Genomic DNA, 20,100 nt, shown 5'->3' on the forward strand with positions numbered 1-20,100 from the left:
TTGCGTAGCCTTTCCGGACAACCGGTGCAGCTACGCAAGACTGCGTCCAGCGGATATTCCGCGGTGAGACTTGCATGCAAGGCTCACGACGGGCCATACCGCCGTGGTTTCTTATTGTGTCTTAACGCTTCTTGCGGTTGGCGATGTGAATGGCGCCGCCATTCACTGCCAGAGCAGCTTCGTGCAAGGCTTCAGACAGGGTCGGATGGGAGAAAACCATCATGCCCAGGTCTTCAGCGCTGGTGCCGAATTCCATACCGATCGCGCCCTGCTGAACCAGTTCTGCAGCGCTCGGGCCAATCACGTGGACGCCCAATACGCGATCAGTCTTGGCATCGGCGATGACTTTGACGAAACCGCCGGTATCGTTGGCTGCCATGGCACGGCCACTGGCTGCGAACGGGAAGGTGCCAACGTTAACTTCAACGCCTTCAGCCTTCAAGGCCTGCTCGGTTTTACCCACCCACGCGATTTCCGGGTGAGTATAAATAACCGAAGGGATCAAATCATAGTTCATCTGGGCTTTGTGGCCCTTGATGCGCTCGACGACCATGATGCCCTCTTCCGAGGCCTTGTGTGCCAGCATCATGCCGCGAACCACGTCGCCGATGGCGTAGACGCCCGGTACGGTGGTGGCGCAGTGATCATCAACGTGCACGAAACCGCGCTCGTCCAGGGTCACGCCGCAATCAGCGGACAGCAGATCAGTGGTCACCGGACGGCGACCAACGGCTACGATCAGCTTGTCGAACGTGATGTTCTGTTCGCCGTTGGCATCGGTGTAGTTCACAACGACTTCGTCGCCGTTCACTTTGGAACCGGTCACGCGAGCGCCCAGCTTGATGTCCAGACCCTGTTTGGTCAGGGTTTTCAGCGCTTCCTTGGAAACGGCAGCGTCAGCGGCCATCAGGAAGGTGTCCAGCGCTTCAAGAACGGTCACTTCTGCGCCCAGACGGGACCAGACCGAACCCAGCTCCAGACCGATCACGCCAGCGCCGATCACGCCCAGACGCTTAGGTACGGACTGGAATTCCAGCGCGCCAGTCGAATCGACGATCACATTCTGGTCAACCGGAGCGGGTGGAATGTCGATCGGACGCGAACCTGGAGCCAGAATCACGTTCTCGGCTTCAATGATTTCTACCGAACCGTCAGGCTTGGTGACTTCGACTTTCTTGCCAGCCAGCAGTTTGCCGTGGCCCTGGATCGAGGTCACGCCGTTAGCCTTGAACAGGGTGGCAACACCCGAAGTCAGGCCTTTGACGATGTTGGCTTTACGGCCGACCATTGCTGGCACGTCCATGGTCACGCCAGCGTGGTTGATACCGTGGATCGCGAAGCCGTCTTGGGCTTCGTGGAACTTCCAGGAGCTGTCCAGCAGCGCCTTGGATGGAATGCAGCCGACGTTCAGGCAAGTACCGCCGAGGGCCAGTTTGCCCTCTTTGTCGGTGTACTTCTCGATGCAGGCGGTGGTGAGACCCAGCTGAGCTGCTTTGATGGCAGCTACGTAGCCGCCAGGGCCCGCGCCGATCACTACTACGTCAAATTTCTGCGACATTCAAAAAATCCTCTTTAGCGAAAAGCTTCAAGCCGCAAGCTACAAGCCAAACTGCCATTTCTTGCAGCTTGAAGCTTGCAGCTCGCGGCTGCTTCTATCAGATATCCAGCAACAAACGAGCCGGGTCTTCCAGCAGGTTCTTGATGGTAACCAGGAAGGTCACAGCTTCTTTGCCATCGATCAGACGGTGATCGTAGGACAGAGCCAGGTACATCATCGGACGGATAACGACCTGACCGTTGATCGCCATCGGACGCTGCAGAATGTTGTGCATGCCCAGGATAGCCGCTTGCGGCGGGTTGACGATCGGGGTCGACATCATCGAACCGAAGGTACCACCGTTGGTGATGGTGAACGTGCCGCCGGTCATTTCGTCCATCGACAGTTTGCCATCACGGGCTTTCTTGCCGAAGGTAGCGATGCCGCCTTCGATTTCAGCCAGGCTCATCAGTTCGGCGTTACGCAGAACCGGTACAACCAGACCACGGTCGCTGGAAACAGCAACACCAACGTCGGCGTAGCCGTGGTAAACGATGTCAGCACCGTCGATCGACGCGTTGACAGCCGGGAAGCGTTTCAGCGCTTCGGTGGCCGCTTTCACAAAGAACGACATGAAGCCCAGGCGTACGCCGTTGTGGGACTTCTCGAACAGGTCCTTGTACTTCGAACGCAGGGCCATGACTTCGGTCATGTCGACTTCGTTGAAAGTGGTCAGCATCGCCATGTTCGACTGAGCTTCTACCAGGCGCTTGGCCACGGTAGCGCGAACGCGGGTCATCGGAACGCGCTTCTCGATGCGGTCGCCAGCGGCGAACACAGGAGCAGCGGCAGCAGGTGCAGCAGCCTTGGCTGGCGCGGCAGCCGGAGCGGCTTTCTTGGCAGCAACCGCTGCAACCACGTCTTCCTTGGTCACACGACCGCCTTTGCCAGTACCGGCAACGGAAGCGATGTTGATGCCGTTTTCTTCAGCCAGCTTGCGAGCAGCCGGTGCAGCAACAGGATCGTCTTCGCCTTCAGCGGCTGGAGCAGCAGCTTGTGCAGCGGCCGGAGCAGCAGCGGCAGCCGGGGCAGCAGCAGCGCCGCCCGCTTCGATGGAGCCCAGGACCTCGTCGGACAGAACGGTGTCGCCTTCGTTCTTGACGATAGCGCCCAGTACGCCGTCAGCAGTCGCCAACACTTCCAGCACAACCTTGTCGGTTTCGATGTCGACGATCAGGTCGTCACGCTTTACAGCGTCGCCCGGCTTTTTGTGCCAGGTGGCAACGGTGCCATCGGCAACCGATTCCGGGAAGGTGGGGGCTTTGATTTCGATAGCCATTATCTGTGGGTCCTTAAATTCGGTTTCAGGTGCGCGAAGGCGTTAAACAGTAAAGGCGTCTTGCAGCAGTTTTTCCTGCTGCTCAGCGTGCATCGACGCATAACCACAAGCAGGTGCAGCAGAAGCCTCACGGCCCGCGTACTCGAGTACGAGAGACTTGTTGAGATTGCTGATGCTACGACGCAAGTGGTGTTGGCTGCAGTACCAGGCACCCTGGTTCATCGGCTCTTCCTGACACCAGACGGCATGTTTGGCGTTGGTGTAAGGAGCCAGGACTTCTTTCAAGTCGTCCTCAGGGAATGGGTACAGCTGCTCGATACGCACGATGGCGATGTCGTCACGACCTTCAGCACGGCGTTTTTCCAGCAGGTCGTAGTAGACCTTGCCGCTACACAGAACAATGCGCTCGACCTTGGACGGGTCCAGGGCGTCGATTTCCGGGATCACGGTCTGGAACGAACCTTCGGCCAGATCTTCCAGGGTCGAAATAGCCAGTTTGTGACGCAGCAGCGACTTCGGAGTCAGAACGATCAATGGCTTGCGCAGCGGGCGAATCACCTGACGGCGCAGCAAGTGGTAGATCTGAGCCGGCGTGGTCGGTACGGCTACCTGAATGTTGTGCTCGGCGCACAGTTGCAGGTAACGCTCCAGACGAGCCGACGAGTGCTCCGGCCCCTGACCTTCATAACCGTGCGGCAGCAGCATGGTCAGACCGCAGAGACGGCCCCACTTGTGCTCGCCACTGGTGATGAACTGGTCGATAACCACCTGGGCACCGTTGGCGAAGTCGCCGAACTGGGCTTCCCAGATCACCAGCGCCTCAGGCGTGGTGGTCGAGTAACCGTATTCGAACGCCAGCACGGCTTCTTCGGACAGGAACGAATCGTACAGGTCGAAACGTGGCTGGCCCTTGTACAGGTTTTGCAGCGGGATGTAGGTGCCCGCGTCTTTCTGGTTGTGCAAGACAGCGTGACGGTGCGAGAACGTACCGCGACCGATGTCCTGACCCGTCATGCGAATCGGGTGACCTTCGAACGCCAGGGTCGCGTACGCCATGGTTTCGGCGTAACCCCAGTTGATCGGCAGGCCGCCGGCTTGCATTTTCTGACGGTCTTCGTAGATTTTCGAGACCTGGCGCTGAACCACGAAGCCTTCCGGAATTTCCAGCAGCTTGGCGGACAGTTCCTGCAAGGTTTTCAGATCGAAACGCGTGTCGTGACGCGCGGTCCAGGCGTGGCCCAGATACGGACGCCAGTCCACGAACAACTCTTTGTTCGGCTCTTTGACCAGGCTTTTTACCACGTGCAGACCGTTGTCCAGCGCGTTGCGGTATTCGTCGACTTTCGCCTGAACACGCTCAACGTCCAGCACGCCGGCCTGGGTCAGACGATCGGCATACAGCTCACGGGTGGTGCGCTGTTTGGTGATCTGCTGATACATGATTGGCTGGGTGCCACTTGGCTCGTCGGCCTCGTTGTGGCCACGACGACGGTAGCAGACCAGGTCGATCACCACGTCACGCTTGAATTGCATGCGGTAGTCGATGGCCAGCTGGGTCACGAACAATACGGCTTCCGGATCATCACCATTCACATGGAGGATCGGCGCCTGGATCATTTTCGCAACGTCGGTCGCGTACTCGGTGGAGCGCGAGTCCAGCGGGTTGCTGATGGTGAAACCCACCTGGTTGTTGATCACGATGTGAACAGTACCGCCGGTCTTGAAACCACGGGTCTGCGACATCTGGAAGGTTTCCATGACCACGCCCTGACCTGCGAATGCAGCGTCACCGTGGATGGAGATCGGCAGAACCTTCTCACCGGTAGGGTCGTTACGACGATCCTGACGGGCGCGAACCGAACCTTCAACCACCGGGGAAACGATTTCCAGGTGGGACGGGTTGAACGCCATGGCCAGGTGAACTTCACCGCCGGCGGTCATCACGTTGGACGAGAAGCCCTGGTGGTATTTAACGTCACCGGAACCCAGCTCGACCTTCTTCTTGCCTTCGAACTCGTCGAACAGCTCGCGCGGGTTCTTGCCGAAGGTGTTGACCAATACGTTCAGACGACCACGGTGGGCCATGCCGATGACGATTTCCTTGGTGCCGTAGGAACCGGAACGCTGGATCAACTCGTCGAGCATTGGAATCAGGCTCTCGCCGCCTTCCAGGCCGAAACGCTTGGTACCCGGGTATTTGGTGCCCAGGTATTTTTCCAGACCTTCGCCGGCGGTGACGCGCTCGAGCAAGTGGCTCTTGATGTCGGCGGAGTAAGTCGGACGGCCGCGTACGCTTTCCAGACGCTGCTGGAACCACTGGCGCTGCTCGGAATCGGTGATATGCGTAAATTCAGCGCCGATGGTGCGGCAATATGTCTGCTGCAACGCTTCGTGAATTTCGCGTAGGCTCGCCTCCTCTTTGCCGATGAACAGGTCGCCGGCACGGTAGGTCGTATCAAGATCGGCATTGGTCAAGCCGTAATGATTGATTGACAGGTCTGCAGGTGCAGGACGCTGCCACAGCCCCAGCGGATCAAGCTGGGCTGCCTGGTGGCCACGCATACGGTAGGCCTGGATCAATCGCAGCACTTCAACTTGCTTCTTCTCGTGCTCACTGCTCACGCTGCCGGCGGAAACCGGTTGTGCGCGGCGCTGGTTCTTTGCCAGCAAGACGAAATGATCGCGAATTGTGGAGTGCGAAACATCGGTGGCAGTGTTGCCGTCAGCCGGCAACTTCTGGAAGTAGGTGCGCCACTCTTCTGGCACAGCGTTAGGGTCGTGCAGGTAGAGCTCGTAGAGCTCTTCCACATAGGCAGCGTTACTACCGGATAGGTAGGCGCTGTTCCACATGCGCTGCATCACGCTTTCTTGCATGCTTGGTCACCCTCGGTTAGGGGAACACCACCGGCGTCGACACCGAGCAAACTTGCAGAAGTCCGAATGCAGCGACCAAAACAAGCCACTTAGGATCACGCTGATAGTCCGGGTACCAGCCCGGATGCCCCTGCTTGTCTCATTTCTTCAAAATAAGAGCCGCAGCTTTATGGGCTGCTGCTCAGGTTAAGACTACGGCGCCGGTTGAAGCCTGCGCCGTAGCATCTTCGGTACAACGGTCTTGCAGTTACAGCAGCTGAATCACACGCCGCTTTGCAGCAGCATGTTACGTACGTGACCGATGGCCTTAGTCGGGTTCAGGCCTTTCGGACAGACGTTGACGCAGTTCATGATCCCGCGGCAGCGGAATACGCTGAACGGGTCATCCAGCGAAGCCAGACGCTCGGCAGTCTTGGTGTCGCGGCTGTCGGCCAGGAAGCGATACGCTTGCAGCAGAGCAGCTGGACCCAGGAACTTGTCCGGGTTCCACCAGAAGGACGGGCAAGAAGTCGAGCAGCAAGCGCACAGGATGCACTCGTACAGACCGTCAAGCTTTTCACGCTCTTCTGGGGTCTGCAGACGTTCGATGGCCGGAGCCGGCGTGTCGTTCTGCAGGTATGGCTTAACCTTCTCGTATTGCTTGTAGAAGATGCTCATATCGACGACCAGGTCACGGATAACCGGCAAACCTGGCAGCGGACGAACGATCAGCTTGTTACCTTTTACGACAGAAGACAGCGGCGTGACGCAGGCCAGACCGTTTTTGCCGTTGATGTTCATGCCGTCGGAACCGCAAACACCTTCACGGCAAGAGCGACGATAGGAGAAACCTTCGTCCTGCTCTTTGATCAGGGCCAGCACGTCCAGCACCATCAGGTCTTTACCACCGGTATCGACCTGGAATTCCTGCATGAACGGCGCGGCGTCCTGATCAGGGTTGTAGCGATAAACACTGACTTGCAACATGGCGGCCACCCTTAATAAGTCCGAATCTTAGGTTCAAAAGTCGGAACAGTCTTCGGCGAGAAGTTCACAGCACGCTTGGTTACGCGCTTGTCACCCGGGAAGTACAGGGTGTGGCACAGCCAGTTTTCGTCGTCGCGGTCTTCGTAGTCTTCACGGGCGTGAGCGCCGCGGGACTCTTTGCGGATCTCTGCAGCGATGGCAGTAGCTTCGGCCACTTCCAGCAGGTTCTGCAGTTCCAGCGCTTCGATACGAGCGGTGTTGAACGCCTGGCTCTTGTCGTTGATCTTGACGTTGGCGATACGGCCACGCAGGTCAGCGAGCTGGGCGATACCCTTCTGCATGTATTCGCCGGTACGGAACACACCGAAGTAGTTCTGCATGCAGCTTTGCAGTTCTTTACGCAGGGTAGCGACGTCTTCACCTTCGGTACGCGAGTTCAGGCCATCGAGACGCGCCAGGGCTGCGTCGATGTCGGACTGGCGAGGGCGAGCGTAGTCGACGCCTTCTTTCAGGGTCTGCTCCAGGAACAGGCCGGCGGCACGACCGAATACCACCAGGTCGAGCAGCGAGTTGCCGCCCAGACGGTTGGCACCGTGAACCGATACGCACGCCACTTCGCCTACAGCGAACAGGCCAGGAATGATCTGGTCCTTGCCGTCAGCGTCTTGAGTGATTGCCTGGCCATGAATGTTGGTGGCCACGCCGCCCATCATATAGTGGCAGGTTGGAACGACCGGAATCGGCGCCACGGCTGGATCGACGTGGGCGAAGGTCTTGGACAGTTCCATGATGCCTGGCAGACGGCTGTGCAGAACTTCTTCACCGAGGTGATCGAGTTTCAGCATTACGTGGTCGCCATCCGGACCGCAACCGTTGCCGGCGATGATTTCTTTAACCATCGAACGGGCAACAACGTCACGACCTGCAAGGTCTTTGGCGTTCGGAGCATAACGCTCCATGAAACGCTCGCCGTGCTTGTTGATCAGGTAACCGCCTTCACCGCGGCAGCCTTCAGTCACCAGTACACCGGCGCCGGCGATGCCGGTTGGGTGGAACTGCCACATTTCGATGTCTTGTACCGGCACGCCAGCACGCAGAGCCATGCCGACGCCGTCACCGGTGTTGATCAGGGCGTTGGTGGTGGACGAGTAGATACGGCCTGCACCGCCAGTCGCCAGAACGGTGGCGTTAGCGCGGACGTAGGAGGTTTCGCCGGTTTCGATGCAGATGACGATCATGCCGACAAAGGCACCGTCTTCGTTCTTCACCAGGTCGACGCCGTAGTATTCGTTGAGGAATACGGTGCCGGCCTTCAGGTTGGCCTGGTACAGGGTGTGCAGCAGCGCGTGACCGGTACGGTCAGCAGCGGCGCACGTACGGGCAGCCTGGCCACCTTTACCGAAGTCTTTCGACTGACCGCCGAACGGACGCTGATAGATGCGACCCTGTTCGGTACGGGAGAACGGCAGACCCATGTGCTCGAGCTCGAACACCGCTTCCGGGCCTACGGAACACATGTATTCGATAGCGTCCTGGTCACCGATATAGTCGGAACCCTTGACGGTATCGTACATGTGCCAGCGCCAGTCATCGTTCGGATCTGCCGAGGCGATGGCGCAGGTGATGCCACCCTGGGCGGATACAGTGTGCGAACGAGTCGGGAAAACCTTGGTAACGACGGCAGTCTTGTGACCACCTTGTGCCAGCTGCAGCGCAGCGCGCATGCCAGCACCGCCGCCGCCAATGATGATGGCGTCGAACGAAAGCGTATTAACTGTAGTAGACATGAATCAGATACCCCAAAGAATCTGCACACCCCAGACGAAGTACGCGAACATCGCGACGCCGCATACTGCCTGGAAGAGGAAACGTATTGCAGTCGCGGACTTGCCGAACGCCATTGGCGTCAGGTAGTCGGTCGCGATGGTCCACATGCCGACCCAGGCGTGAGCGCCAAGGGCAACGAGGGCCAGGAGACTGAAAATACGCATCCAGTTGCTTGCGAACAGTTCATGCCATTGGGCGTAGCCGATGCCTGGATGGGCAACGACGTATCCGATCAGGAAAATGAAATAAGCCGCGAGAACGACCGCAGACACACGTTGTGCCATCCAGTCATAGAGGCCCGAACGCGACAGGTTCGTGACGTTAGTTACCATATCCAAACTCCTGCCAGAACGATTACCACCACGGAAACGGCGATAACGATTTTCGAGCCCAGTTTGCCGCCTTCAAGCGACTCGCCGATGCCCATGTCCATGATCAAATGGCGCACACCGGCTACCAGGTGATACAGCAAGGCGGACAGGATTCCCCAAATCACTAGCTTGGCTAGCGGACTGGTCAGACACGCTTTCACCTGACCGAAGCCTTCCTCGGAGCTCAGCGACTTGTCCAATGCATAAAGCATGATGGCCAGGCTGACAAAGAGGATGACACCGGAGATTCGGTGAAGAATGGACGTGTAAGCAGTGACTGGGAGTTTGATGGTCCTTAGGTCTAGGTTTACAGGTCGTTGGCTATTCACGGCTTTTTTTCACACTGAAGAGCCCCTAACAATCAGGGCAAAGTTGTTGGGGAGTGCACTGGTCAGGTACCCACCACCCAGGGAGTGCGACCCCCAATAAAGCAGGCCCAAAAGCCCCTGGCGGTCGGAGGCCGAGTATAGACAGTTAGGCTACTAATGACAACGCGTTCACCTTCCCCTAATAGCTGATTGCACAAGTTGGATAAAAGGCGTAAATGGCAGTCAATTTCGAGGAAAAAGTCCGGTTAAAGCCTTCTGGAGCAAGACTTTAGGCAAATTGACATTCGAATTTATCTCACTATAGTGGTGCGGGCCCTGCGTGGGGGGTCTGTCTGATGATTTCAAGCATAAATAGGAGGCCACATGGCTGACAAAAAAGCGCAGTTGATCATCGAGGGCGCAGCCCCCGTCGAGCTGCCCATTTTAACCGGCACCGTTGGTCCCGATGTTATCGATGTTCGGGGCCTGACGGCCACGGGCCGTTTCACCTTTGACCCTGGTTTCATGTCGACAGCTTCCTGCGAGTCGAAGATCACCTATATCGACGGCGACAACGGCATTCTGTTGCACCGCGGCTACCCGATCGAACAGCTGGCTGAAAAGTCGGACTACCTGGAAACCTGCTATCTGCTGCTCAACGGCGAACTGCCGACCGCAGAACAGAAGGCCCAGTTCGTCAGCACCGTGAAGAACCACACCATGGTTCACGAGCAGCTGAAGACCTTCTTCAACGGCTTCCGTCGCGACGCCCACCCAATGGCCGTTATGTGCGGCGTAGTCGGCGCTCTCTCGGCCTTCTACCACGACTCCCTCGACATCAATAACCCGCAGCATCGCGAAATCTCCGCGATCCGCCTGGTTGCCAAGATGCCGACCCTGGCAGCGATGGTTTACAAGTACTCCATGGGTCAACCCATGATGTACCCGCGCAACGACCTGACGTACGCGGAAAACTTCCTGCACATGATGTTCAACACCCCGTGCGAGATCAAACCGATCAGCCCGGTGCTCGCCAAGGCCATGGACCGGATCTTCATCCTCCATGCCGACCACGAGCAAAACGCATCGACCTCTACCGTTCGTCTGGCCGGCTCTTCGGGAGCCAACCCGTTCGCCTGTATCGCCGCTGGCATCGCTGCGCTGTGGGGCCCTGCCCACGGCGGTGCGAACGAAGCCGTTCTGACCATGCTCGATGAAATTGGCGATGTCTCGAACATCGACAAGTACATCGCCAAGGCCAAGGACAAGAACGATCCGTTCAAACTGATGGGCTTCGGTCACCGGGTTTACAAAAACCGCGATCCACGCGCTACCGTCATGAAGCAGACCTGCGACGAAGTGTTGAAGGAACTGGGCATCAAGAACGACAAGCAACTCGAACTGGCCATGCGCCTGGAAGAGATCGCCCTGACCGACCCGTACTTCATCGAACGCTCGCTGTACCCGAACGTCGACTTCTACTCGGGGATCATCCTCAAGGCGATCGGCATTCCAACCAGCATGTTCACCGTGATCTTCGCGCTGGCGCGGACTGTCGGCTGGATCTCCCACTGGAAAGAAATGCTCTCCAGCCCGTACAAGATTGGCCGCCCGCGCCAGCTGTACACCGGCTACGAGTCGCGTGACATCACCAAGCTGGAAGACCGCAAATAAGACCAGTCTTGCGATAACGTCTTAAGCTGCACCGGAAACGGCCTCTATTTATATAGAGGCCGTTTTTGTTTGTGCCTGCACTATCGCCATCGCGAGCAGGCTCACTCCTACAGGAGTTAGGTGTCGTACACACATCCCCTGTAGGAGCGAGCCTGCTCGCGAAGGTGTCAGCCCTGACACCACGCCTCCCAACCTGCGGACAAACAAAAATGCCCCGATCTCTCGACCGGGGCATTTCTGTTTAACGCAACTTACATAACCCAACCTGAAGCCTTAGTGGGAAACCGCCCCGCTCGACCCCAACCCTGTCTGCGAACGCACAAACTGAGGGAAGAACAGCGCGCGCTCGTTATCAGCCGCGGTCGACTTGTCAGTGATCGAGAAGAACCAGATACCGACAAAGGCAATCGCCATCGAGAACAACGCCGGGTATTCATACGGGAAGATAGCCTTCTCGTGATGCAGGATCTGCACCCAGATGGTTGGCCCGAGCACCATCAAACCGACCGCACTCACCAGGCCCAACCAGCCACCGATCATCGCACCGCGAGTGGTCAGCTTCTTCCAGTACATGGAAAGCAGCAGCACCGGGAAGTTGCAGCTCGCCGCGATGGAGAACGCCAGGCCCACCATGAACGCGATGTTCTGGCTTTCGAACAGAATGCCCAGGCCAATCGCCAACACGCCCAGGGCGATGGTGGTGATCTTCGAAACGCGGATTTCATCCTTGTCGTTAGCCTTGCCCTTCTTGATCACACTGGCGTACAGGTCGTGAGACACCGCCGTAGCACCTGCCAGCGTCAGGCCAGCCACGACCGCCAGGATGGTTGCAAACGCGACCGCCGAGATGAAGCCCAGGAAAATACTGCCACCCACCGCGTTCGCCAGGTGCACCGCCGCCATGTTGTTGCCGCCCAACAGCGCGCCCGCCGCATCTTTGAAGACCGGGTTGGTGCTGACCAGCAGGATCGCGCCGAAGCCGATGATGAAGGTCAGGATGTAGAAGTAACCAATGAAGCCGGTTGCATACAGCACGCTCTTGCGCGCTTCTTTTGCGTCACTCACGGTGAAGAAGCGCATCAGAATGTGCGGCAGGCCAGCGGTACCGAACATCAATGCCAGGCCCAGGGAGAACGCCGAGATCGGGTCTTTCACCAGACCGCCGGGGCTCATGATCGCCTCACCTTTAGGGTGAACCTTGATCGCCTCGGAAAACAGCATGTTGAAGTCGAAGTTGACGTGCTTCATCACCATCAGCGCCATGAACGAGGCACCGGACAGCAACAGCACAGCCTTGATGATCTGCACCCAGGTGGTCGCCAGCATGCCGCCGAACAACACATACATGCACATCAGGATACCGACCAGGATCACCGCAACGTAGTAGTCGAGACCGAACAGCAGCTGGATCAGCTTGCCGGCACCGACCATTTGCGCAATCAGGTAGAACGCCACCACCACCAGCGAACCACACGCGGACAGCGTGCGGATCTGGGTTTGCCCAAGGCGGTAGGACGCCACGTCGGCAAAGGTGTATTTGCCCAGGTTGCGCAGGCGTTCGGCGATCAGGAACAGAATGATCGGCCAGCCCACCAGGAAGCCGATCGAGTAGATCAGGCCATCGTAGCCGGAGGTGAACACCAGGGCGGAAATACCCAGGAAGGACGCCGCGGACATGTAGTCACCGGCAATCGCCAGACCGTTCTGGAAACCGGTGATCTTGCCGCCCGCCGCATAGTAGTCAGCGGCCGAGTTGTTGCGCTTGGAAGCCCAATAAGTGATGCACAGGGTCAAGCCGACAAACGCCACGAACATCAGGATCGCGGAAACGTTGAGCGGTTGTTTGTGCACTTCACCCGTCAGGGCTTCAGCCGCCCACGCACCCGGCGCAAACGCCGCAATGCTCAATAGAGCCATCAGACGCCGGATCATTGCTGAGCCTCCTTGAGAATCGCATTGTTCAGGTCGTCGAATTCGCCATTGGCGCGTCGTACGTAGATTGCAGTCAGGATAAAGGCCGAGAGAATCAGCCCGACACCAATCGGTATCCCCCAGGTAATCGAAGACTCAGGGCCGATTTTCGCCCCCAGCACATGCGGCCCGTAAGCAATCAAAAGAATGAATCCGGAGTAAAGCCCAAGCATGATCGCCGAAAGAATCCAGGCGAACTTTTCTCGCTTGCTAACCAGCTCCTTGAAGCGCGGGCTGTTTTGAATCGAGAGGTAAATGCTGTCGTTCATTGTTTTTATCCTCGCAGCACAGATTAAAGTTGGAACGTTATCCACTCTATGCGGCTGCGGAACAGGTTCCAGACGACCTTAGTATTAGAACGACATGACAGAATCGCCATTTTCCAGCAGACACGCCCGCAGAGAAACGCAAAAGGCCGCTTGGCGGTGATGCCAAGCGGCCTTCAGAGGTGCTGACCAGACACGTCAGCTCAAATTATTTGGTCCACTCGGCCACACGCTCCGGGTGTTTGGCTACCCAATCTTTCGCCGCGGCTTCCGGCTTGGCGCCATCCTGGATCGCCAACATGACCTCGCCGATTTCGTCTTTCGACGCCCACTGGAAGTTCTTCAGGAACTTGGCCACTTCCGGTGCCTTGGTGGCGAGTTCTTTGCTGCCGATGCTGTTTACAGTTTCAGCAGCGCCATAAACGCCTTTCGGATCGTCGAGGAAGCGCAGTTTCCACTTCGCGAACATCCAGTGCGGCACCCAACCGGTCACGGCAATGGATTCGTTTTTCTTCTCGGCACGGGTCAGCTCGGCAATCATGCCGGCGCCGGAACTGGCCTTGAGTTGATACCCGGTCAGATCGTAATCCTTGATGGCCTGTTCGGTCTTGAGCATCACGCCTGAACCGGCGTCGATGCCGACGATGCGTTTTTTGAAGCTGTCGTCGGTTTTCAGATCGTCGATGGTCTTGGCTTTGACGTACTCAGGCACGATCAAACCGATTTTTGCATCTTTGAAGTTCGGACCGTAATCGACGACCTGGTCCTTGTTCTTGGCCCAGTATTCACCGTGCGTCACTGGCAGCCAGGCCGACAGCATGGCGTCGAGTTTGCCGGTGGCCACGCCTTGCCACATGATCCCGGTGGCGACGGCTTGCAGCTTAACGTCATAACCGAGTTTCTGTTTGATCACTTCGGCCGCTACGTGAGTGGTCGCGACGCTGTCGGACCAACCGTCAACGTAACCGATGCTCAGGGTCTTGCTCTCGGCGCTGGCCATGGTGGAGCCAATCGCAAGCACCAGAGCGGCACCTGCGCCTAAAAGTCGTCGCATCTTCATCGTTACTTCCCCGAAAGTGCTGCGCTCGACGGATGCCGAGTCGCGTCAACGTATTGTTATGGTGCACAGCGCCCCCATCACGCCCACCGCAAACTCGTCCGACCATCAGCGTGATTTATCTATGGGTGCACTGATGCGTCGATCATCAACCTGACGACAACCGCGACCTGCTCTGTCAGCGACCTCAAGGCATCGAGAAACGACATCAGAACGCCATTAATCTTGAGCAGCGGAAACGCCCCGGCCAGTCCGCCCGAACTTTGCATGTCAAAATTATGCAAGCCTCCTGACCCGGGACAAATGCAGGTAACATACGCGGCTTTGCTCCCAGACGGCCTGACCATGCCCGCAACATCACGCTTTCCTTTTTTTGCTTATCTATTCGCCTGTCTTCTGGGGTTGTTTGCCTTCGGCGGCTTCTGGTACGGCCTCGGCAAACCGGTGATCCTGCCAGACGTGGCCAGCGCGACGCACAAGCTGCAATGTGCCTCCTACACCCCGTTCGACAAGGATCAATCGCCGTTCGACCAGCCGTTCAAATTGCGCCCCGAGCGCATGGACGCCGACCTCGCACTGCTGGCGAAAAGCTTCGAATGCATCCGCACCTACTCCATGACCGGCTTGGAGGCGCTGCCTGATCTGGCGCGCAAGCATGGTTTGAAGTTGATGATCGGTGCCTGGGTCAACAGCAACCCGGTCGATACCGAGAAAGAAGTCGACCTGTTGATCGCCTCGGCAAATGCCAACGCTGACGTGGTGACCGCCGTCATCGTCGGCAACGAGACCTTGCTGCGCAAAGAGGTCACCGGCGCGCAACTGGCCAAGCTTATTAACAAGGTCAAAAGCCAGGTCAAACAGCCTGTCACTTACGCCGACGTCTGGGAGTTCTGGCTCAAGCACCCGGAAATCGCCCCGGCAGTGGATTTCCTGACCATCCATTTGCTGCCGTACTGGGAAGATGATCCCTCGAACATCGACGCAGCCCTGCAACATGTGGCGGAAGTGCGTCAGGTGTTCGGCAACAAATTCGCGCCCAAGGACGTGATGATTGGCGAAACCGGCTGGCCGAGCGAAGGCCGTCAACGTGAAACCGCCCTGCCGAGCCGGGTCAATGAAGCCAAGTTCATTCGTTCTTTTGTGATCATGGCCGAGCAACAAGGCTGGCACTACAACCTGATCGAAGCGTTTGACCAGCCGTGGAAGCGTGCCAACGAAGGTGCGGTCGGCGGTTACTGGGGGCTGTTTGACGCGGATCGTCAGGACAAAGGCGTGCTGGCAGGGCCGGTGTCGAACGTGCCGTACTGGTCGCAATGGCTGGCCGTGGGCGGCGTAATCTTTCTCGTGACGCTGATGCTCGGTGGCCGCGTTCGCAGCACTCGCGCGGCGCTGGTGCTACCACTGCTCGGCGCATTGGCGGCGTGCTCGATTGGCGCCTGGGGTGACCTGGCTCGTGTCACCACGCGGTTTGCCAGCGAATGGTTGTGGGTGGCGCTGCTGACGGCGTTGAACCTGTTGGTGCTGGCCCACGCCGCGCTGACGTTGAGCGCTCGCACCGGTTGGCGTGAGCGGGCATTCAATATGCTGGAACGTCAGGCGGGCTGGTTGCTCGCGACGGCGGGGTTCGCCGCAGCGGTGATGATGCTGGAACTGGTATTCGATCCGCGTTATCGCAGCTTCCCGAGCGTGGCATTCATCCTGCCGGCACTGGTTTACCTGTGCCGTCCGGTGAGCGTGCCACGTCGGGAGATTGCATTGCTGACCTTCATCATTGGTGCAGGCATTGCGCCGCAACTGTACCGTGAAGGCTTGCAGAACCAGCAGGCCTGGGGCTGGGCGCTGGTGAGTGTGTTGATGGTTGCGGCGTTGTGGCGCAGCTTGCGGGTTCGCAAGGCTTAATATTCAGAGAAGCTACTGGCCCATCGCGGGCAAGCCACGCTTCCACAGGGTTTTCTGTCGTATACAAATGCTGTATTCGCCGGAGAACCCTGTGGGAGCGTGGCTTGCCCGCGATGACCATTAATCAGGCGCTACGAGACGCCCGGACCAACCGAAGCCCCGCAATCACCACCGCAAAAACCGCCAAAGTCGTGTTGTACAACGCCAACGCCGGAAACCCGAACACCAGCGCCAGCACCGCCAGCCACCACCCGGCCCGGCCCGGAAGGACGAAGCCGAGCACCGCCGCCGCAATCGCCGCCCAACCCAACACGGCGAAGTGAATCATCAAGCCCAGGTTCGAACGAACCCCACATTCCCAACGGCTCGCCTCGTCCACGCAGATGCCGACCCACTGCGCATCCTCCATGAAGCCATAACGCGCGCCGTAACTGGCGGCCAGCCATAACGGCAGCAAAACGAGCAGTAAAACCACGGGCAGACGGCGGGACATGAAACACTCCAATAAGCGAAAACGGCGGCCAGCTTAATCCCCCGCCAGCGGGATGCAAACGCGGGTAACAGAAAACTGGTAACGAAATGGCTGCAAAGTGTATCGTCCAGCGACTATTATCCGGAAATACGCCTCTTTGGTGCCGCTGCGTGGCACTTTGGCGCAACACCGATGGTCATAGCCTGCGAACTTCATTCGGCACCTTCCTCTAAGGGATCTAGTCATGCTCCGCTTCTTGCGCTTCGCCGCCCTCTTTGGCGGCCTTATTTTGAGTGCGTCCGCACTGGCGGTCGATATCGACGCCGCCAGCTATGGCTACCCCTTGAGCAATCCGTTCGAGGCGACCATCGCCACGACGCCTCCGGACCTGCGTCCGAAATTGCCGCTGGACGAGGACATCAATCAGAGCGACCGCAGCATCACGCTGCGCCCGGAGCGTGCATTCGAACTGCCAGACAATTTCTGGCCTGTGAAGAAGCTCACCTATCGCATCGCCACACAAGACAAAGCCGCACCGCTGATCTTCCTGATTGCCGGTACCGGCGCGCGCTATGACAGCAGCCTCAACGAGTACCTGAAAAAGCTCTACTACCAGGCCGGCTACCACGTGGTGCAACTGTCGTCGCCGACCAGTTTCGACTTCATCAGCGCCGCTTCACGCTTCGCCACACCGGGCATCACCAAGGAAGACGCCGAAGACATGTACCGGGTGATGCAGGCCGTGCGGGCACAAAACCCGAAAGTGCCGGTCACCGACTACTACCTGACCGGCTACAGCCTCGGTGCACTGGACGCAGCCTTCGTTGCGCACCTGGACGAGACCCGCCGCAGCTTCAACTTCAAGAAAGTCCTGCTGCTCAACCCGCCGGTGAACCTGTACACCTCGATCACCAACCTGGACAAGCTGGTCCAGACCGAGGTCAAGGGCATCACCAGCAGCACCACGTTCTATGAGCTGGTACTGAACAAACTGACCCGCTACTTCCAGCAAAAAGGCTACATCGACCTCAACGATGCCCTGCTCTATGACTTCCAGCAGTCCAAGCAGCACCTGACCAACGAACAGATGGCCATGCTGATCGGCACCTCGTTCCGCTTCTCGGCGGCCGACATTGCCTTCACCTCGGACCTGATCAACCGTCGCGGCCTGATCACCCCGCCGAAATTCCCGATCACCGAAGGCACCAGCCTCACGCCGTTCCTCAAGCGTGCGCTGCAGTGCGACTTCGACTGCTACATCACCGAACAGGTCATCCCGATGTGGCGCGCCCGCACCGACGGCGGCAGCCTGCTGCAACTGATCGACCAGGTCAGTCTTTATGCACTCAAGGACTACCTGCACGACAGCCCGAAAATCGCTGTGATGCACAACGCCGACGACGTGATCCTGGGCCCTGGCGACCTCGGTTTCCTGCGCAAGACCTTCGGCGATCGCTTGACCGTTTATCCACTCGGCGGCCATTGCGGCAACCTTAACTACCGCGTCAACAGCGACGCCATGCTGGAGTTCTTCCGTGGCTAAATATCTCCTGCTAATCGCTGCGTTACTCTGTGCAGGCGTCGCCAATGCCGACAACAGCAAGGCCAACGCCCCCGTCGTGATCGACAATGACGGCTTCAAGGAGCCGTTGAGCAAACTCAAGTTCAACCCGGGGCTGGACCAGCGCGAGTTCGAACGCTCGACACTCAACGCACTGGCCGTCTATGACCCGCTGGAAGAATGGAACCGCCGGGTGTACCACTTCAACTACCGCTTCGACCAATGGGTGTTCCTGCCCGTAGTCGATGGCTATCGCTACGTCACGCCAAGCTTCCTGCGTACCGGCGTGAGCAACTTCTTCAACAACCTCGGCGACGTGCCGAACCTGGTGAACAGCCTGCTGCAGCTCAAGGGCAAGCGTTCGATGGAAACCTCGGCGCGCCTGCTGCTCAACACCACCATCGGCATCGCTGGCCTGTGGGACCCAGCCACCGCCATGGGCCTGCCGCGCCAGAGCGAAGATTTCGGTCAGACACTTGGCTTCTACGGTGTACCCGGCGGTGCCTACTTCGTCCTGCCGATCCTCGGCCCGTCGAACATCCGCGACACCGGTGGCCTGGCGGTCGACTTCACCGTCGAGTCGGAGATCAACTACCTGAACGTCTCTGAAGTCAGCTCCAACCATCCGGAAGTCTGGATCCTGCGCGGCATCGATAAACGCAACCAGACCAACTTCCGTTATGGCCAGCTGAACTCGCCATTCGAGTACGAAAAAGTGCGGTTCGTGTACACCGAGGCGCGCAAGTTGCAGATCGCCGAGTAAATCCGGCGGCAACAAAAAAGGCCATTCGATGCGAGTCGAATGGCCTTTTTACATTCCCGCCACACCACAAATCCCCTGTAGGAGTGAGCCTGCTCGCGATGAGGTCAGCACAGTCAAAATCTCTACTGACTGACCCAGCGCTATCGCGAGCAGGCTCACTCCTACAGTTGGACAGCGTTTGGCTTTAGCCTTTCAGCGCTTTCCAGACCTTGCTGGCAACCATCACGCCCGCCAACACCACCGCACCCGCGACAATCCCCGCCACCGCGTTCAACAACGTCGGCACGATAAACCCGGCACCGCCCGCCCCGGCGCTGACGCTTTCGATCCAGTGATGAACCACCGGCACGCCGTGGGTCAGGATCCCGCCACCGACCAGGAACATCGCCGCCGTACCGATCACCGACAGGCTTTTCATCATGTAAGGCGCGGCTCGCAAAATGCCGCCGCCGATGCTTTTCGCCATCTGCCCAGGCTTTTGGGTCAGCCACAAACCGAGGTCGTCGAGTTTGACGATGCCCGCCACCAGGCCATACACGCCGATGGTCATGACAATGGCAATGCCCGAGAGCACGATCACTTGTTGGGTCAGCGAGGCATCTGCCACGGTGCCGAGGGTGATGGCGATGATTTCTGCCGACAGGATGAAATCGGTGCGTACCGCGCCTTTGATCTTGTCCTGTTCGAACGCCACCAGATCGACCGCCGGATCAGCGACAGCCTCGACCAGTTCCGCATGTTCGGCCTGGTCTTCAGCCTTGCTGTGCAGGAATTTGTGCGCGAGCTTCTCGAAACCTTCGAAACACAGGTAAGCGCCGCCGACCATCAACAACGGCGTCACCAGCCACGGAATGAACGCGCTGATGGCCAAGGCCGACGGCACCAGGATCAGTTTGTTGCGAAACGAGCCCTTGGCCACGGCCCAGACCACCGGGATTTCCCGCTCGGCCCGCACGCCGCTGACCTGCTGGGCGTTGAGCGCCAGATCGTCGCCGAGCACACCGGCGGTCTTCTTGGCGGCCATTTTGGTCATCAATGCCACATCGTCGAGTACCGCGGCGATGTCATCGATCAGCACCAGCAAACTGCTTCCTGCCATGAATCAGGTTTCCTTCTTGAATGAATGCTGCGCAGCATAGCGCGGCCGAGTGCCACACGGGGCATTCTTGAGCGCCGCGCGAGGCCGGTGATACCATGCGCAACCGCCAGAACAGG

16 protein-coding genes are annotated in these 20,100 nt (G+C 58.4%); 4 read left to right on the forward strand and 12 right to left on the reverse strand.

The annotated features are described in order from the left end of the window. Positions 1-121: 121 nt before the first annotated feature. From lpdA to sdhC, 7 genes are all read right to left on the reverse strand, one after another. The gene (gene lpdA / locus H8F22_RS05450) at positions 122-1,558 is read right to left on the reverse strand and encodes a dihydrolipoyl dehydrogenase (protein ID WP_027922417.1); all 1,437 of its coding nucleotides are present in this window, start codon (positions 1,556-1,558) and stop codon (positions 122-124) included. Between the two features lie 97 nt (positions 1,559-1,655). Beyond that, entirely contained in the window at positions 1,656-2,876 is a 1,221-nt protein-coding gene (gene odhB / locus H8F22_RS05455) for a 2-oxoglutarate dehydrogenase complex dihydrolipoyllysine-residue succinyltransferase (protein ID WP_010456848.1), read from the reverse strand. A gap of 42 nt (positions 2,877-2,918) precedes the next feature. Next, positions 2,919-5,750, reverse strand: coding sequence for a 2-oxoglutarate dehydrogenase E1 component (locus tag H8F22_RS05460; RefSeq protein WP_027922416.1), 2,832 nt, complete (start codon positions 5,748-5,750; stop codon positions 2,919-2,921). 261 nt (positions 5,751-6,011) lie between these two features. Beyond that, entirely contained in the window at positions 6,012-6,716 is a 705-nt protein-coding gene (locus tag H8F22_RS05465) for a succinate dehydrogenase iron-sulfur subunit (protein ID WP_010456852.1), read from the reverse strand. Positions 6,717-6,727: 11 nt separating this feature from the next. Continuing rightward, positions 6,728-8,503 (reverse strand): succinate dehydrogenase flavoprotein subunit, encoded by a 1,776-nt coding sequence (gene sdhA, locus H8F22_RS05470; RefSeq protein ID WP_027922415.1) that lies wholly within the window; start codon positions 8,501-8,503, stop codon positions 6,728-6,730. 3 nt (positions 8,504-8,506) lie between these two features. Further along, positions 8,507-8,875: a succinate dehydrogenase, hydrophobic membrane anchor protein gene (gene sdhD / locus H8F22_RS05475; RefSeq protein ID WP_027922414.1), complete on the reverse strand. Its 369-nt coding sequence runs from the start codon at positions 8,873-8,875 to the stop codon at positions 8,507-8,509. Continuing rightward, positions 8,869-9,243 (reverse strand): succinate dehydrogenase, cytochrome b556 subunit, encoded by a 375-nt coding sequence (gene sdhC / locus H8F22_RS05480; protein WP_027922413.1) that lies wholly within the window; start codon positions 9,241-9,243, stop codon positions 8,869-8,871. The genes sdhD and sdhC overlap by 7 nt, the downstream gene beginning before the upstream one ends. Before the next feature lie 363 nt (positions 9,244-9,606). Between sdhC and gltA the strand changes: the two genes are divergently transcribed. Further along, positions 9,607-10,896 (forward strand): citrate synthase, encoded by a 1,290-nt coding sequence (gene gltA, locus H8F22_RS05485; protein ID WP_007945132.1) that lies wholly within the window; start codon positions 9,607-9,609, stop codon positions 10,894-10,896. A gap of 273 nt (positions 10,897-11,169) precedes the next feature. Here gltA and H8F22_RS05490 read toward each other — a convergent pair whose 3' ends face one another. The 3 genes from H8F22_RS05490 to H8F22_RS05500 all read right to left on the reverse strand — a co-directional run bounded on the left by H8F22_RS05490 (position 11,170) and on the right by H8F22_RS05500 (position 14,193). Further along, the gene (locus tag H8F22_RS05490) at positions 11,170-12,828 is read right to left on the reverse strand and encodes a cation acetate symporter (RefSeq protein WP_059181365.1); all 1,659 of its coding nucleotides are present in this window, start codon (positions 12,826-12,828) and stop codon (positions 11,170-11,172) included. Beyond that, entirely contained in the window at positions 12,825-13,136 is a 312-nt protein-coding gene (locus tag H8F22_RS05495; protein ID WP_027922411.1) for a DUF485 domain-containing protein, read from the reverse strand. Before H8F22_RS05495 ends, H8F22_RS05490 begins: the two co-directional genes overlap by 4 nt. Positions 13,137-13,341: 205 nt before the next feature. Then, complete coding sequence (locus H8F22_RS05500; protein WP_027922410.1) at positions 13,342-14,193, reverse strand: glycine betaine ABC transporter substrate-binding protein; 852 nt, start codon at positions 14,191-14,193, stop codon at positions 13,342-13,344. Positions 14,194-14,493: 300 nt separating this feature from the next. Between H8F22_RS05500 and H8F22_RS05505 the strand changes: the two genes are divergently transcribed. Then, the gene (locus tag H8F22_RS05505) at positions 14,494-16,089 is read left to right on the forward strand and encodes a glycoside hydrolase family 17 protein (RefSeq protein WP_194939823.1); all 1,596 of its coding nucleotides are present in this window, start codon (positions 14,494-14,496) and stop codon (positions 16,087-16,089) included. A gap of 124 nt (positions 16,090-16,213) precedes the next feature. Here H8F22_RS05505 and H8F22_RS05510 read toward each other — a convergent pair whose 3' ends face one another. Then, entirely contained in the window at positions 16,214-16,582 is a 369-nt protein-coding gene (locus H8F22_RS05510) for a hypothetical protein (RefSeq protein ID WP_027922408.1), read from the reverse strand. A gap of 223 nt (positions 16,583-16,805) precedes the next feature. On the opposite strand from H8F22_RS05510, the gene H8F22_RS05515 reads away from it, so the two are divergent. Further along, positions 16,806-18,104, forward strand: coding sequence for a serine/threonine protein kinase (locus tag H8F22_RS05515; RefSeq protein WP_027922407.1), 1,299 nt, complete (start codon positions 16,806-16,808; stop codon positions 18,102-18,104). Beyond that, positions 18,097-18,885, forward strand: coding sequence for an MlaA family lipoprotein (locus H8F22_RS05520; protein WP_027922406.1), 789 nt, complete (start codon positions 18,097-18,099; stop codon positions 18,883-18,885). Before H8F22_RS05515 ends, H8F22_RS05520 begins: the two co-directional genes overlap by 8 nt. Before the next feature lie 184 nt (positions 18,886-19,069). Here H8F22_RS05520 and H8F22_RS05525 read toward each other — a convergent pair whose 3' ends face one another. Further along, on the reverse strand, positions 19,070-19,984 hold the full coding sequence (locus H8F22_RS05525) for a DUF808 domain-containing protein (protein ID WP_027922405.1): 915 nt from the start codon (positions 19,982-19,984) through the stop codon (positions 19,070-19,072). Positions 19,985-20,100 lie beyond the last annotated feature (116 nt).

It is taken from the genome of Pseudomonas mucoides (assembly GCF_015461845.1).
In the GTDB taxonomy this organism is placed as follows: domain Bacteria; phylum Pseudomonadota; class Gammaproteobacteria; order Pseudomonadales; family Pseudomonadaceae; genus Aquipseudomonas; species Aquipseudomonas mucoides.

Coding starts and splice junctions, on each gene's coding strand:
- lpdA (WP_027922417.1), bottom strand. CDS start 1,558: ATGTCGCAGAAATTTGACGTAGTAGTGATCGGCGCGGGCCCTGGCGGC.
- odhB (WP_010456848.1), bottom strand. CDS start 2,876: ATGGCTATCGAAATCAAAGCCCCCACCTTCCCGGAATCGGTTGCCGAT.
- H8F22_RS05460 (WP_027922416.1), bottom strand. CDS start 5,750: ATGCAAGAAAGCGTGATGCAGCGCATGTGGAACAGCGCCTACCTATCC.
- H8F22_RS05465 (WP_010456852.1), bottom strand. CDS start 6,716: ATGTTGCAAGTCAGTGTTTATCGCTACAACCCTGATCAGGACGCCGCG.
- sdhA (WP_027922415.1), bottom strand. CDS start 8,503: ATGTCTACTACAGTTAATACGCTTTCGTTCGACGCCATCATCATTGGC.
- sdhD (WP_027922414.1), bottom strand. CDS start 8,875: ATGGTAACTAACGTCACGAACCTGTCGCGTTCGGGCCTCTATGACTGG.
- gltA (WP_007945132.1), top strand. CDS start 9,607: ATGGCTGACAAAAAAGCGCAGTTGATCATCGAGGGCGCAGCCCCCGTC.
- H8F22_RS05490 (WP_059181365.1), bottom strand. CDS start 12,828: ATGATCCGGCGTCTGATGGCTCTATTGAGCATTGCGGCGTTTGCGCCG.
- H8F22_RS05495 (WP_027922411.1), bottom strand. CDS start 13,136: ATGAACGACAGCATTTACCTCTCGATTCAAAACAGCCCGCGCTTCAAG.
- H8F22_RS05500 (WP_027922410.1), bottom strand. CDS start 14,193: ATGAAGATGCGACGACTTTTAGGCGCAGGTGCCGCTCTGGTGCTTGCG.
- H8F22_RS05505 (WP_194939823.1), top strand. CDS start 14,494: ATGCAGGTAACATACGCGGCTTTGCTCCCAGACGGCCTGACCATGCCC.
- H8F22_RS05510 (WP_027922408.1), bottom strand. CDS start 16,582: ATGTCCCGCCGTCTGCCCGTGGTTTTACTGCTCGTTTTGCTGCCGTTA.
- H8F22_RS05515 (WP_027922407.1), top strand. CDS start 16,806: ATGCTCCGCTTCTTGCGCTTCGCCGCCCTCTTTGGCGGCCTTATTTTG.
- H8F22_RS05525 (WP_027922405.1), bottom strand. CDS start 19,984: ATGGCAGGAAGCAGTTTGCTGGTGCTGATCGATGACATCGCCGCGGTA.